The organism is Maricaulis sp., assembly GCF_017642925.1.
Classification (GTDB): domain Bacteria; phylum Pseudomonadota; class Alphaproteobacteria; order Caulobacterales; family Maricaulaceae; genus Maricaulis.
This window is the reverse complement of the sequence record NZ_JAEPOL010000005.1, coordinates 63905-76847: the sequence shown is the minus strand read 5'-3', so window position 1 is coordinate 76847 and position 12943 is coordinate 63905. Positions and strand designations below refer to the sequence as shown.

Sequence of the window (12943 nt, the reverse complement as noted above, 5' to 3'; positions counted from 1 at the left end):
TTGTCTTGCGATGACGGTGTCTTACACACGCCCTGCTGACAGATTGCGGCAGGAGCGAGAATGGCCCGCACAGACCGGCTGATGCGTCTGATGGACGCGATGCGGCGCCTGCCGTCCCCGGTGACGGCCGCCCGGCTGGCGGACGAGACCGGCGTCTCCCTGCGCCAGCTCTACCGCGATATCGCTACCCTGCGCGCGGGCGGTGCCCTGATCGACGGGGCGGCGGGGGCTGGCTACACGCTGACCGAGGATCCGGCCCTGCCGCCGCAGAGTTTCTCGCGTCTGGAGATCGAGGCGTTGACGCTGGCCATCGGGGCGTTGGAGCGGATCGGCGACGACACGCTGACGGCGGCCGGAAAGGATGCGCTGGCGCGGATCATCGCGACGCTGCCCGACGCCCAGTCGCGCCAGGCGATGCACTCGGCGATGCGCGCCTGGTTTCCGGCCGATATGCGTCCGCCGGTCGGGATCGACATGGACCTGCTGCGCCAGGCCTGCTGGGACGAGTTCTCGCTCGTCATGAGCTATCGGGATCTGAAGGAGAACCGCACCGAGCGCGAGATCTGGCCGCTGGGTCTGTCCTATGGCGAGGGGACGCTGATGCTGCTGGCGCATTGCCGCCTGCGGCTGGACTACCGGGTCTTCCACGTGTCGCGCATTGAAGGCCTGCAACGCGGCGGCGAAAGCTTCCGGCCGCGCCGGGTCGGCTTGCTGCGCGACTATGTTGCCGCCCGCCGCAAACAGCTGGGCCGGTCCTAGAGCCGGTCAGGCAATGGCCGCGAGGCGGTCTTTGAGTGCTGTTTTCGCGAAGTCGAGGAAGACGCGCATTTTCGTCGGCAGGGCGCCGCGGCTGGCATGGATCAGATGCACGGGCAGGGGCGCCGGCTCGAAATCCTCCATGAGGATGCGCAGCGAACCGTCGCGGACCGCATCCGCACACTGATAGCTCAGCACCCGGGTCACGCCGATACCTTCGCTGGCCGCCCACACGGCGGCATCGGCGGCAGAGACGGTGAGCCTGGGCGGGCAGGCGATGTCGACCGGTTTGCCGTCCGGCGGCGTGAGGCTCCAGCGGCCACCCGGCGAGAGGACATCGAAATGCACACCCGGCAGGGCGGCGATGTCGTCGGGGGTTTTCGGCGTGCCATGCGCGGCAAGCAGCTGCGGGCTGGCGACGAGAACGGTCCGCACCGAACCGATACGGGTGGCGACCATGGAGCTGTCGGGCAGGGCACCGATCCGGACGGCCATGTCGATATGTTCTTCCATCAGATGCAGATTCCGGTCGGACAGGGTGAGGCCGACGCTGATCTGCGGGTAGGCGGCGAGAAAGTCTTTCACGACGGGCAGGGTGTGCAGCCGTCCGAAACAGACCGGCGCGGTCAGGTTCAGCGCACCGCGCGGCGTGTGGAATTCGCCGGCGGCTGTGCGCTCGGCCTCGTCGATATCCTCGAGGACACGGCGGGCCGAGGCGAGATAGGCGATGCCGGCATCTGTCAGGGCAAGCTTGCGCGTGGTGCGCGTCAGAAGCCGAGTTCCCAGATGGGTTTCCAGCTCGGTGACCTGTCGGCTCACCGTTGCCAGGGGGATACCCAGCGTGCGGCTGGCGGCCGAGAAGCTTCCGCTGTCGACGACCTGAACCAGGATCGACATGGCTTTGAGACGGTCCATGATTGTTCCGTAAAATGGAAAAGACGTTTCCGGAAGTAGCGGATTATCGTTCCCGGTGAAATGCCTATTTCTCCCCGGCAAGACGCGATCCGCGATGGATCGCACGGACCCCGAAGGAGAAAACATGTCCCGTCTGCCGATCCCCGATCTCGATTCCGCACCGGAAGCGTCCAAGCCGATCCTCAACGCCGTCCACAAACAGCTCGGCACGGTGCCGAACATGTTCCGCCTGGTCGCGACCAGCCCGGCCGCGCTGGAAGGGTTCGCCGGCAATAACGGTGCCCTGGCGAAGACGCTCGATGTGAAGACCCGCGAACGCATCGCCCTGGCCGTGGCCCAGATCAATGGCTGTGACTATTGCCTGTCGGCCCACACCTATCTCGGTCTGAACCTGGCCAAGCTCACGCCGGAAGAGATCGACCGCAATCGCCGCGGCCAGTCCGGCGACGCCAAGGCTGATGTCGCGGTCCGCTTCGCCGCGAAAGTGGTGCGCGAGCGCGGCCAGGTCTCCGATATCGATATCGCCGAGCTGCGCGATGCCGGCTATTCGGACGGCCAGATTGTCGAGATCGTCGCTGTCGCGGCCGAGAACGTCTTCACCAACCTGATCAATATCGTCGCCCAGACGGATATCGACTTCCCCGTCGTCAGCGCCGCGGAAGCAGCCTGATCGCGAGCGGGCGGGCCGGATCACCGGTCCGCCCGTTTTTTTTGCGGCGGCCAGGACAGGAGCTTCGCCATGAGCTACGGATTTCTCGATATCGCGACCACACCCAGCGTGCGCGCGATGCAGGCGGAGATGGGCAGTGCCCATGTCTGGGAGCAGTTCGCGGGCGATCGCGCCTTCGACCGGTTCGGGCGCAACGAGATGGATTTCATCGCGGCGCGCGACAGTTTCTACATGGCCACGGTCTCCGAGACCGGCTGGCCCTATGTTCAGCATCGCGGCGGGCCGGCAGGCTTTCTCACCGTGCTCGACGAGCGCACGCTGGCCTTCGCCGACTATCGCGGAAACCGGCAATACATCTCCACCGGCAATGCCCGGGCGAATGCCCGTGTCGCGCTGATCCTGATGGATTATGTCCGCCAGGCGCGCCTCAAGATCTTCGCCACGGTCGAGCTTCTGCCGGCGGAGCCGGACAGCGGTCTGGCCGGCCAGGTGCTGACGCCGGGCTATCGGGCCCGGCCGGAACGCATCGTGCTGTTGCACCTGGTCGCCTTCGACTGGAATTGCCCGCAGCACATCACGCCACGCTTCACCGAAGCGGAGATCATCGAGACCATGCGCGGCGTGCGGGAACGCCTGGCCGGTCTTGAGGACGAGAATGCGCGCCTGCGCGCCGAGCTCGCTCTTGCGGGCCATCGGGAGTGTGAACAATGACCCCGATCATCCGCCCGCCGGTTCCGCCCTTCACCACACTCAAGGCTGCCGCCGAGAAGGTGCGCCTGGCAGAGGATGCCTGGAATTCGCGCGACCCCGAACGTGTGTCGCTGGCCTATACGCCGGACAGTGAGTGGCGCAATCGCGAGATCTTTCTGACCGGACGGGCGGAAATCGTCGCCTTTCTCACCGGCAAGTGGAAACGCGAGCATGACTACCGCCTGATCAAGGAGATCTGGGCGTTCCAGGCCAGTCGCATCGCCGTCCGTTTCGCCTATGAATGGCGCGATGACTGCGGCAGTTGGTATCGTGCCTATGGCAATGAGAACTGGGAGTTTGCCCCGGACGGCCTGATGCGGCGGCGCATCGCCAGCATCAATGACGCACCGATCCGCGAGGCCGACCGCAAATTCCACTGGGAGCAGGGCCGCCGCCCGGACGATCATCCCGGACTGAGCGAGCTGGGGCTGTGAGGCGCACGGTACGCCCGGCCTAGAGTAGGGCCTCGACTGCACCGCGCAGTCTTTCCGGCGTTTCCTGGGGGCCGAAGCGTTTGACCACATTCCCTTCGCGGTCGACGAGGAATTTCGTGAAATTCCATTTGATGGCCTTCGACCCCATCAGGCCGCGGGCCTCGCGCTTCAGGAATTCATAGAGCGGTGCTGCCGCTTCGCCGTTGACGTCGATCTTGGCGAACATCGGGAAGTTCACATCATAGGTGAGCTTGCAGAAATTCGCGATCTCCTCGGCATCGCCGGGTTCCTGATTGCCGAACTGGTTGCAGGGAAAGCCGAGCACCACGAGCCCCTTGTCCTGCAGGTCCCTGTAGAGGGCTTCCAGGCCTTCATACTGGGGCGTGAAGCCGCACTTCGAGGCGGTGTTGACGATCAGCAGAACCTTGCCGCGATAATCGGCGAGCGAAACCTCCTGGCCGGCGATATCGATGGCGTTGAAGTCGTAGATCGTGGTCATGCGCAAGCCTCCTCGGGTTCGGCCCACATTCTTCACGAGTCAGCCCGCGCCGTCGATGCCCGGCCGCGCAGGGGCGGCTGTCAGGCGGGTGATTGAGGCTTTTGCCGGGAATGACCAAGCCCGCCCTTTGCCGCCACCCGCATCAGGCGCCTGAAAGTCGGACATTCCATATGGCTGGGCGCGCGGCACTCCGCGGCGTGACGAAGCCCGTCCCGCATCGCGGTCAGCTGGCCGATTGTCCGGTCGATGTCTTCCGCCTTCTCTACCAGTCTGCCGCGGTCGATGCGCGGTCCGCCGTCGGGTGCGAACATGCCGCCGATCTCGTCCAGCGAGAAACCGGCCGCCCGCCCCAGGGCGATCAGGGAGAGCCGGTCGACGACAGACGGGTCGAACAGGCGTTTCAGACCGCGTCGTCCGATCGACACGATCAGTCCTTTCTCCTCGTAATAGCGCAGGGTCGAGGCGGGCAGTCCGGTCAGCCGGGCGAGTTCTGCAGTGTCCAGGTCTTTCATCGCTTGACCTCAAGTTGACTTGAGGTGGCAGCCTGCGCCTTCCGCCGCTTTCCGGCAAGGCAAAAGGAGACCGACATGAACACGATGCAGGCAAATCCGCCCACGGCAAAAGAGATATGGAACGGCATCGCCGGGCAGAACTGGGTAGAAGCCCAGGTCCTGCTCGACAGCATGTTCAAGCGCTTCGAGGACATCATTGTGACAGGCTGTCTGGAACAGGGCGCACGCCATGTCCTCGATGTCGGCTGCGGTACCGGTGCAACGACATTGGCGCTGGCAGACCGTTTGCGCGAGGCGGGAGGCTGTACCGGGATCGACATCTCGGATCCCATGATCGAGCTGGCGCGTAAACGCGCAGTGCAGTCCGGATCCGGCGCCGACTTCATCTGCGCCGACGCCGAGGATCATCCGCTCGGCATTGCCCGGTATGACCGCATCGTCTCGCGCTTCGGTGTGATGTTTTTCCGCGATCCGGTGCGGGCTTTCGCCAATCTGCGCCGGGCGAGCGCGGCGGGCGCACAACTGGCCGTCATCGCCTGGCGCGACCCGGCGGAAAACCCGTTCATGACAGCTGCCGAGGCGGCAGTGCGGCCTTTATTGCCGGAGGCGCTCGCTGCGGCGCTGCAGCCGACCGGACAATTCGCCTTTGCCGACGAAAACCATGTACGGGGAATTCTGCGCGACAGCGGGTGGTCCGGCGTCACCATGACGCCGCTCGATGTCGCCTGTTCCCTGCCGGAGGACGCGCTGGAGACCTGGCTGACACGGCTTGGCCCGCTCGGACGGCTCCTGCCCGAACTTGATCCAGGGCACCGCGCCGCGGTGATCGACGCCGCGCGTTCTGCATACGCGCCCTATGTCGACGGGGACATGGTTCGCTTCACGGCTGCGTGCTGGGCGATCGGAGGCGAGAATGTCTGATCCGGTTGTCGCGTTTCTGGTGGCTGCCGTGCTGATCGGGTGCGGGGCAACGGCGTTTATGGATGTCTGGGGCGTCGTGAAGGCCCGCCTGTGGGGTGTCCCGTCTCTGGATTACGCCCTTCTGGGCCGCTGGGTCGGTCACATGCCGCGGGGGCGGTTCGCGCACCGGCCGATTGCTGCGGCTGCGCCTGTTGCGGGTGAGCGGGCGCTGGGGTGGCTCCTCCACTATCTGACCGGTATCGCTTTTGCCGCGTTGCTGCTGGCAGTCTGGGGGCTTGGGTGGCTTGCCGCGCCGACACTCGCGCCAGCCCTCATTATTGGCCTCGGGACCGTACTGTTTCCCTTTCTGGTCATGCAGCCGGCGCTGGGGGCGGGTATCGCCGCCAGCCGCACACCGGCTCCGGGCCGCGCCCGCTTTCACAGCCTGGTGACCCATGCCCTGTTCGGACTTGGACTCTATCTTACCGCACTGCCGGTGGGGTCGCTGTTGCGATGAATGCACCGGCGGGGACGCGGCTGAGTCCCCGCCGGACCGCCCTGCCGGGTGCAGAAGACTGTTCGGCCCCGGTGCGACGCGGCATAGGATGGCGCCACCCAAGCAAACCTCTCCGGAAGACCGACCATGATCGACAGCCAGGCCGCCCGCATTGACAGTCTCGAGACCCATATCGCGCACCAGGATCGCACGATCGAGGAGCTCAACGAGGTCGTGCTGGCCCAGCGTGAGGACATTCGCCGGCTGGAGCGGCGGATCGACAAGCTGATGTCCCGCGTCGCGACGCTGGAGGACCAGGCACCGCTGCCGGAAAACGCACCGCCGCCGCACTATTGAGCCACGGGCGTCTGGCGAAAGCGTCAGTCGGTCGCACCGGCTTTTATTGCGTATGAGAACCAATCGCATTATGGCTACGGCCTGTCCGATGGCTGACCCAGAGTGCGATCATGAAATTCCCCATTCTTGCTGCGATGACGGCTGCAAGCCTCGCGACGGCGTCTGCAACCGCCCAGAACGAGGCCGACGGGTTCGGCGTCCTGGTCATGGCACATGGCGGCGGCGAGACGTGGAATGGCGAAGTCCGCGACATGCTCGCACCGATCGATCAGGATTATCCGCTGGAGCTCGCCTTCGGAATGGCTGATGCGGTGAGCCTGCAAGAGGCTGTCGACCGGCTGGAGAACCGCGGTGCCGACCGGATCGGCGTGGTGCGTCTCTTCATCTCCGGTGAGAGCTGGTATGAGCGCACGCGCGAGATCATCGGCCTGGACACCGGCGCGCCGGCGCGGCCTGAACCGGAAGAGGCGGACGGGGAAGAGGGCGGCCATCACGGCATGCGCATGGAGTACTGGCGCCTCGACACCGATGCGGAGTACGCGCTTTCGACTGAAGGCCTGGCCGAAGCGCCGGAGATGGGTGCAGTGCTGGTCGAACGGGCGCGCGCACTCAGCGAAACGCCGGAGAATGAGAGTGTTCTGATCCTCGCCCACGGTCCCGGCGACGATGCGGAAAACCAGCGCTGGATCGACTGGATCGACGCGCGCGCAGATACAGTTCGCGAGGCGATGCCCTTCCGCGAGGTTCGTGTCGAGACGCTGCGCGAGGACTGGCCGGAAGCGCGCGAAGCCGCCGAAGTGCGGATCCGTGAATTCGTGACGGCTGCGAATGAAGGCGAAGAGCGTACGATCGTCCTGCCCTATCGGGTCCAGGGCTTCGGCCCCTATGCCGAGGTCCTGGAAGGGCTGGACTACGCCTCCACCGGCCGCGGTCTCCTGCCCAGTGTCGCGGTGGAGCACTGGGTGCGCCGGCAGATCGAGGACATGCGGGCGGGTGCGTTCGAGACGCCGCTGCCCGAAGAGGCGCATGCCGCAGCACCGGAAGCCGACCGTATGCACATGTCACATCACTAGGGCGAGTGCCGCGCTTGACCGGACCCCGGACGGACCGCGAGGTTGAGGCTCGGTGAGTCGCTGGAGCCCCCATGTCTGAACAGCTGAGCCTCCTGGGGGAGACGCGTGCAACCGATCGTCTCTTCTTCGCCCTGTTTCCCGACCCGGGCACGGCAGAACGGATCGCAGCGCTTGCGGCACAGCTGCGGCAGCGGCATGGCCTGACCGGCCCTGCGCTGGCGGCCGAACGCTTTCACATCACACTGTCGCACCTGGGTGATTATCACGGCCTGCCGGCGGATATCGTCGCCAAGGCGCGTCAGGCCGGAGACCAGGTGTCCGCCCCGGCTTTCAGACCGCATTTCGACCGGGCCGGCAGTTTTGCAGGACGCTCCGGCAACCGGCCCTTTGTCCTGCAGTCGCGTGAAAGCGAGACTGTCGTGACGGCGTTCCAGCGAACATTGGGGCGGGCGATGATGGCGGTCGGTCTCGGGCGCAAGGCCGGGCCGTATTCGCCGCACGTCACCCTGCTTTATGACGACGCGATGATCCTGGTCCACCCCGTCGAGCCCGTGACGTGGACAGCCGGCGAATTCGTGCTCGTGCACAGTCTGCTCGGGCAGACCCGGCATGTCATCCTCGACCGCTGGCCGCTCGGCGCCGAGTGACGGCTTGATGATCGGCCAGCCTAGTCAGCAGGCGAGGCGAGGGCGGTCCTGACTTTCGGCATGATGCGCCGGCTCACCGGGACCTCGCTTCCCTGGGTCAGCAGCAGCCGGCCGACACCCGACGCATCGCGCTCGAGCGCATTGACGAAAGCCGTGTTGACGATGTGAGAGCGGTGAACGCGCAGGAATGTCTCCGGCAGTTCGGTCTCAAGCCCCGCCAGGGAGCCGTTGTAGAGCGCTGTGCGGCCGTCATCATAATGCACTTCGACATAATCCCCGGCGCCCTTCAGCTGAACGATCCGGTCCGTGGGCACGTAATCGACGCGTCCCGCGCTGACCAGCTGCAGCTGTGCCGGCGCTGTGCGCTGGCGCGCTTCGGCCAGAGCCGTTTCGAGCTGTCGCGCGCGTCGTTCCTCGGCCTGGCGGCGCCGGCGTTCGCCGACGAGGTTCAAGGCTTGATGGTAGAAGAGAAAGACCAGCATGCCGCCGGCCGCGAGGTAGAAATAGGTGTCGATGAAGTCGGTCGGGAAAAAGATCATGAGCGCCGCGAAGACGCAAAACAGCGCGAGATAGGCCGGAGCCCCGGGGCGTTTCCCGATGCTCCAGACGATGCTCCCGATGATCCCCGCCGCCACGGCAGCCAGAAGCGCGAAGCCGGTCTTGCCATCGAAACCGGGCACGACGACCACGATCACGGCCATGATGGCGGCCAGTCCGGCCAGGCGCCGCATACGCGCCCTGGCGCCCAGCCCGCTCAGACGCAGCAACAGGTAGGCGTTCAGACAAAGCCCGAAACCGAAGGCACAGGCCAGGATCGTCACAAGCCGGACCTCGTGCACGGGGTAGGGATAGGGGTAGAGCGAGCGTGAGACTTCCGCCAGCAACTGGATCGCCGCAAACAGCGAGGCGGCCGACAGGATGGCCGAGCCTTCGCGGTCTTCACCGCGCAGGGCCGTGACGCCAAAGAACAGGCAGCCGACCGCGAAAGCGCCGAATGTGATCAGGGATGGCCAGTAGGCCAGGATCATGCGCTGGCTGGGGTTCCGGTAGGGGCCGAAGGCGATGCGATGGATCGGTGCTGTAAGCCGGATGAATCCGTGCTGGGCCGACAGGCGTAGCACCACCGTGTTCTCGCCCTCCTGCACAAGCGCGCGCGGGACATAGATCACGCTGTCCATCCGGCCGGGAATTTCCGCGTCGCGCGTGCCGGCGGGGCGGCCATTGGCGCCCAGATAGGTGCCATTGATCCAGGCTTCGCTGGACGCCTTGGCAAGCACCTGCAGGCCGAACGGTCCGGGACCGTCGAGGTTTTCGGGACGCAGGACCAGCTGCGCCTGCATCCAGAGATGCCGGCCCTGCGGGTCGACGGACCAGAGCGGCATGATTTGGCATTCCGGTCCCGAGAAGTCCGGAATCCGGGCCGGATCGTCGACGAGGCAGACGCTCACATTCGCCGTATCGACATGGGCGCCGGGCTGACCGTGTGCCGGAACGCACAGCAGCAGGCCTGCGGTGATCGCGGCGAGGAGGATGCAGAAGGTTTTCATTCACCCAGTCTAGCGCGCCGCCGGGCGAAGGCCGACGCCGTTTGCAGGCCGGTCATGACCGCTCACAGATCGGCGCGTGTACGGTGGCGCAGGGCGTTCGAGGGTGAGGGTGAAACAACCCCAGAGGTCTCCCCATGTCCCCGATCCGATCCTTCCTCGTCATTGCCGGTCTTGCCATGGCGCTGCCGCTAACCCCGGCTGCAGGCGCCGAAGAGCCGATCACCTTCACGGCCCGGTCCGGCGACAGCGTCGACGCCCTGCGCGGCTCGTTCGAGGTGCCGGAAGACCGGTCCGATCCCGGCAGCCGCATGATCACCCTGTCCTATGTCCGCTTTCCCGCGACCGGCGATGCCGATGGACCGCCGATCGTCTACCTGGCCGGAGGGCCGGGCGGATCGGGCAGCGGTACGGCGCAAGGGCCGCGCTTCGAACTGTTCATGGCGATGCGGCAGCATGGCGATGTCATCGCCTTCGATCAGCGCGGAACCGGCGACTCCACCCGCCTGCCGCGCTGTGTCTCCTCGGTCCACGTGTCCGAGACCGAACCGGTCTCCGATGCCGGCTATGGCGCAGCCTACCGGCGGGCTGTCGAGGAATGCGGCGCCTTCTGGCGCGGCGAGGGTGTCGCTATCGAGGGCTATACGACGCGCGACAGTGTGCAGGATATTTCGGATCTGCGAGAGCATCTGGGCGCCGACACCGTCACGCTGTGGGGCATCTCCTATGGCAGCCATCTGGCCCTGGCGGCGCTGAAGGACATTCCCGATGAGATCGACCGTGTTATCATCGCCAGTGCCGAAGGCCTCGACCAGACGGTGAAGATGCCCGCCTATACCGACGCGTATTTCGCGCGGCTGCAGGCGGCCGTGGACAGCCAGCCACAAGCCGCAGTCCGCTATCCGGATATTGCCGGCATGATGCGGCGGGTCCACGCCCGCCTGGAGGCCGAGCCGGTCCTGCTGGACATCCCGCAGCAGGATGGTTCGGTGGCGCCCGTACTCCTGCAGCGGCGGCACATGCAGCAAATGAGTTCAGGGCTGATCTCCGACCCGCAATACGCCGCCATCCTGCTGGCGCTCTATGCAACACTCGACGCCGGCGAGACCGGACTGGCCATCGGGCTTCTGCAGCGCTTCCACACGCCGGGCGAGCCGATCTCGCTGAGTGCCATGCCGACAGCCATGGATCTGGCCTCGGGTATCGGCGATGCGCGTCTGGCTGCGTTCGAACAGCAGGCGCAGGACGGGCTGGTCGGCGCCTATCTCAACCATCCCATGCCGCAGATCCGCGGCGCCTGGAACGGCTTCGATCTGGGGGATGATTTCCGCACAGCGCCGGCCGGCGACACGCCGGTCCTCCTGCTGACCGGCACGCTGGACGGTCGCACCTATCCGGAAGGCCAGGCAGCAGCAGTCTCCGGACTGTCCGATGTGACACAGGTCATTGTGCGCAATGCCGGGCACAATCTCTTCATGACATCGCCGGACGTGCACGATGTCATGCACCGCTTCATGCGTGATGAGCCGGTGGGGACCGAAGAGGTTATCGTCGATCTGCCGGACTTCACCGAACTGCCCTTCTAGGCGGGACTGACCCTCGACGAATACCGCCCCGGCCCGGCTTGATTTCCGGGCCGGGCGCGGTCATACCGACCTTATCGGATCTCGAACCCGGAGCGTGTGATGAACAACCACCTGCAAATCGAAACCCAATGTTTTGTTTTTGCCGGTGTTTGCCATGTCCGCTTCGATCACGCTTTCCAGTCTTTCCCTCGCCACGCCTGATGCCCGTCCGCTTGTCGCGGACCTGACGCTCGCCTTCGGGGCGGAACGCACCGGCATTGTCGGCCGCAATGGCTGCGGGAAGTCGACCCTTCTTCATGTTATCGCCGGTGCACTTGCCCCCGCCGCCGGCGAGGTCTCCGTCACGGGCAAGATCGCCCTGATGGAACAGCATGCCTGTGTCAGTGCTGCCAGCATTGCCGAAGCGCTGGGGGTGGACGATGCGCGGGCCTGTCTGGCCCGCATTCTCGACGGCACGGCGAGTGATGCCGATCTCGATCAGGCCGACTGGACGCTGGAGAGCCGCGTCGAGACGGTACTGGCGCAGGTGGGCCTGCCGGCCTGGCCGCTTGACCGTCCGGCTGCGGCGGCCAGCGGCGGTCAGAGAACGCGTCTGGCGATCGCACGCATGCTGCTGGCCGAACCAGATATCCTGCTGCTCGACGAGCCGACCAATAATCTCGATGCCGATGGCCGGGCGGCGATCCTGTCTCTCATCGAGGACTGGTCCGGCGGCATCATCATTGCCAGCCATGACCGCGACCTGCTGGAGCGCATGGACCGGATTGTCGAACTGACCCCCGTGGGTGCGACGGTTGTCGGAGGCGGCTGGAGCGCCTTTGCCGACGCCCGTGCAGCCCGGCTCGCCCGCGTCGAAGCGGAGGCCGAGCGGGCCGAGGCCGGTGTCCGCCAGGCCCGCGCCGCGGCACGCCAGCGATCCGAGCGCAAGGCGCGCTCGGACCGGGCCGGGCGTCAGGAACGGGCTGCCGGCAGCCAGCCCAAAATCCTCCTGGATGCGCGCAAGAACCGCGCCGGGGGCAGTGACAGCCGGGTTGCCCGCATGTCGGCGCGGCAGATGGAAACAGCCGGGGCCGAATACGATGCGGCGCGCGAAAAAGTCGAGATCGTCACGCCACTCAGTATCGATCTTCCCGCCAGCGGACTGGCCGCCGGCCAGTCGGTGCTGAATGTCCGGGACCTGGTTTTCTCGCGAAATGACAAGCGGATTGTCGGTCCGCTTTCGTTCGAGATCAGAGGTCCGGAGCGGATTGCGCTCGCCGGCCCCAACGGGTCGGGCAAGAGCACGGTCTTCGATCTGCTGACCGGGCGGCTGCAGCCGGACAGCGGTACAGTCTCGGGCCGGCATGAGCGCTTTGCGCTGCTGGACCAGTCCGTGACCTTCCTGGAACCGGAACTGTCGGTTGCGGCCAATGCCCGCCGGCTCAATCCGCAACTCTCCGAGAATGCGGTGCGCTCAGCGCTCGCGCGCTATGCCTTCCGGGCAGAAGCCGCAGAGAAGCCTGTTTCCGTGCTGTCGGGCGGCGAGCGGATGCGGGCCGGACTGGCTTGTCTCGCCTGTGCGGCCGAGGCCCCGCAATTGCTGATCCTCGACGAGCCCACCAATCATATCGACCTGGAAGCGGTGGAACTCCTGGAGCAGGCACTCGCGGGATATGATGGCGCCATTCTGGTCGCCAGCCATGATACGCGCTTTCTCGACGCGATCGGTGTGACGCGCACGATCGGGCTGGGGGCGTCCGGTGCCGTGTGACCGGGGCAAATGAGCAAGAACAGGCACGCTGTGTCTGCCCGTCCGGGCGAGTAT

At 65.9% G+C, this 12943-nt stretch carries 15 protein-coding genes; 11 read left to right on the top strand and 4 right to left on the bottom strand.

Annotated elements, in window-relative coordinates; all coding sequences use genetic code 11:
* Positions 1-60: 60 nt before the first annotated feature.
* Complete coding sequence (locus tag JJ918_RS05575; RefSeq protein WP_291884357.1) at positions 61-759, top strand: YafY family protein; 699 nt, start codon at positions 61-63, stop codon at positions 757-759.
* Positions 760-765: 6 nt separating this feature from the next.
* Here the strand turns inward: JJ918_RS05575 and JJ918_RS05570 are convergent, their stop codons facing one another.
* The gene (locus JJ918_RS05570; RefSeq protein ID WP_291884354.1) at positions 766-1671 is read right to left on the bottom strand and encodes a LysR family transcriptional regulator; all 906 of its coding nucleotides are present in this window, start codon (positions 1669-1671) and stop codon (positions 766-768) included.
* A 124-nt stretch (positions 1672-1795) separates the two neighbouring features.
* On the opposite strand from JJ918_RS05570, the gene JJ918_RS05565 reads away from it, so the two are divergent.
* The 3 genes from JJ918_RS05565 to JJ918_RS05555 all read left to right on the top strand — a co-directional run bounded on the left by JJ918_RS05565 (position 1796) and on the right by JJ918_RS05555 (position 3525).
* Positions 1796-2341, top strand: a complete 546-nt coding sequence (locus JJ918_RS05565; RefSeq protein WP_291884352.1) for a carboxymuconolactone decarboxylase family protein — start codon at positions 1796-1798, stop codon at positions 2339-2341.
* Between the two features lie 69 nt (positions 2342-2410).
* A complete protein-coding gene (locus tag JJ918_RS05560; RefSeq protein WP_291884350.1) occupies positions 2411-3052 on the top strand; it encodes a pyridoxamine 5'-phosphate oxidase family protein in 642 nt (213 codons plus the stop codon).
* Positions 3049-3525, top strand: a complete 477-nt coding sequence (locus JJ918_RS05555; RefSeq protein WP_291884346.1) for a nuclear transport factor 2 family protein — start codon at positions 3049-3051, stop codon at positions 3523-3525. The genes JJ918_RS05560 and JJ918_RS05555 overlap by 4 nt, the downstream gene beginning before the upstream one ends.
* 19 nt (positions 3526-3544) lie before the next feature.
* Here the strand turns inward: JJ918_RS05555 and JJ918_RS05550 are convergent, their stop codons facing one another.
* Together JJ918_RS05550 and JJ918_RS05545 are read right to left on the bottom strand one after the other, a co-directional pair.
* Complete coding sequence (locus JJ918_RS05550) at positions 3545-4024, bottom strand: glutathione peroxidase (RefSeq protein ID WP_291884343.1); 480 nt, start codon at positions 4022-4024, stop codon at positions 3545-3547.
* An 80-nt stretch (positions 4025-4104) separates the two neighbouring features.
* The gene (locus JJ918_RS05545) at positions 4105-4536 is read right to left on the bottom strand and encodes a helix-turn-helix domain-containing protein (RefSeq protein ID WP_291884341.1); all 432 of its coding nucleotides are present in this window, start codon (positions 4534-4536) and stop codon (positions 4105-4107) included.
* 75 nt (positions 4537-4611) lie between these two features.
* Between JJ918_RS05545 and JJ918_RS05540 the strand changes: the two genes are divergently transcribed.
* From JJ918_RS05540 to JJ918_RS05520, 5 genes are all read left to right on the top strand, one after another.
* Positions 4612-5457: a class I SAM-dependent methyltransferase gene (locus JJ918_RS05540; RefSeq protein WP_291884338.1), complete on the top strand. Its 846-nt coding sequence runs from the start codon at positions 4612-4614 to the stop codon at positions 5455-5457.
* Positions 5450-5953 (top strand): DUF2938 domain-containing protein, encoded by a 504-nt coding sequence (locus tag JJ918_RS05535; protein ID WP_291884336.1) that lies wholly within the window; start codon positions 5450-5452, stop codon positions 5951-5953. The genes JJ918_RS05540 and JJ918_RS05535 overlap by 8 nt, the downstream gene beginning before the upstream one ends.
* Before the next feature lie 126 nt (positions 5954-6079).
* Positions 6080-6289 (top strand): SlyX family protein, encoded by a 210-nt coding sequence (locus JJ918_RS05530; protein ID WP_291884334.1) that lies wholly within the window; start codon positions 6080-6082, stop codon positions 6287-6289.
* 110 nt (positions 6290-6399) lie between these two features.
* Positions 6400-7362 carry a hypothetical protein gene (locus JJ918_RS05525; protein ID WP_291884332.1) on the top strand — a complete coding sequence of 321 codons (963 nt, stop codon included), beginning with the start codon at positions 6400-6402 and terminating at the stop codon, positions 7360-7362.
* A 71-nt stretch (positions 7363-7433) separates the two neighbouring features.
* Complete coding sequence (locus JJ918_RS05520) at positions 7434-8009, top strand: 2'-5' RNA ligase family protein (RefSeq protein WP_291884329.1); 576 nt, start codon at positions 7434-7436, stop codon at positions 8007-8009.
* A 20-nt stretch (positions 8010-8029) separates the two neighbouring features.
* On the opposite strand, the gene JJ918_RS05515 is transcribed toward JJ918_RS05520, so the two are convergent.
* Positions 8030-9556, bottom strand: a complete 1527-nt coding sequence (locus tag JJ918_RS05515) for a LytTR family DNA-binding domain-containing protein (RefSeq protein WP_291884327.1) — start codon at positions 9554-9556, stop codon at positions 8030-8032.
* A 134-nt stretch (positions 9557-9690) separates the two neighbouring features.
* On the opposite strand from JJ918_RS05515, the gene JJ918_RS05510 reads away from it, so the two are divergent.
* Together JJ918_RS05510 and JJ918_RS05505 are read left to right on the top strand one after the other, a co-directional pair.
* On the top strand, positions 9691-11139 hold the full coding sequence (locus tag JJ918_RS05510; RefSeq protein ID WP_291884324.1) for an alpha/beta fold hydrolase: 1449 nt from the start codon (positions 9691-9693) through the stop codon (positions 11137-11139).
* Positions 11140-11293: 154 nt separating this feature from the next.
* Complete coding sequence (locus JJ918_RS05505; RefSeq protein ID WP_291884321.1) at positions 11294-12889, top strand: ABC-F family ATP-binding cassette domain-containing protein; 1596 nt, start codon at positions 11294-11296, stop codon at positions 12887-12889.
* Positions 12890-12943: the final 54 nt, after the last annotated feature.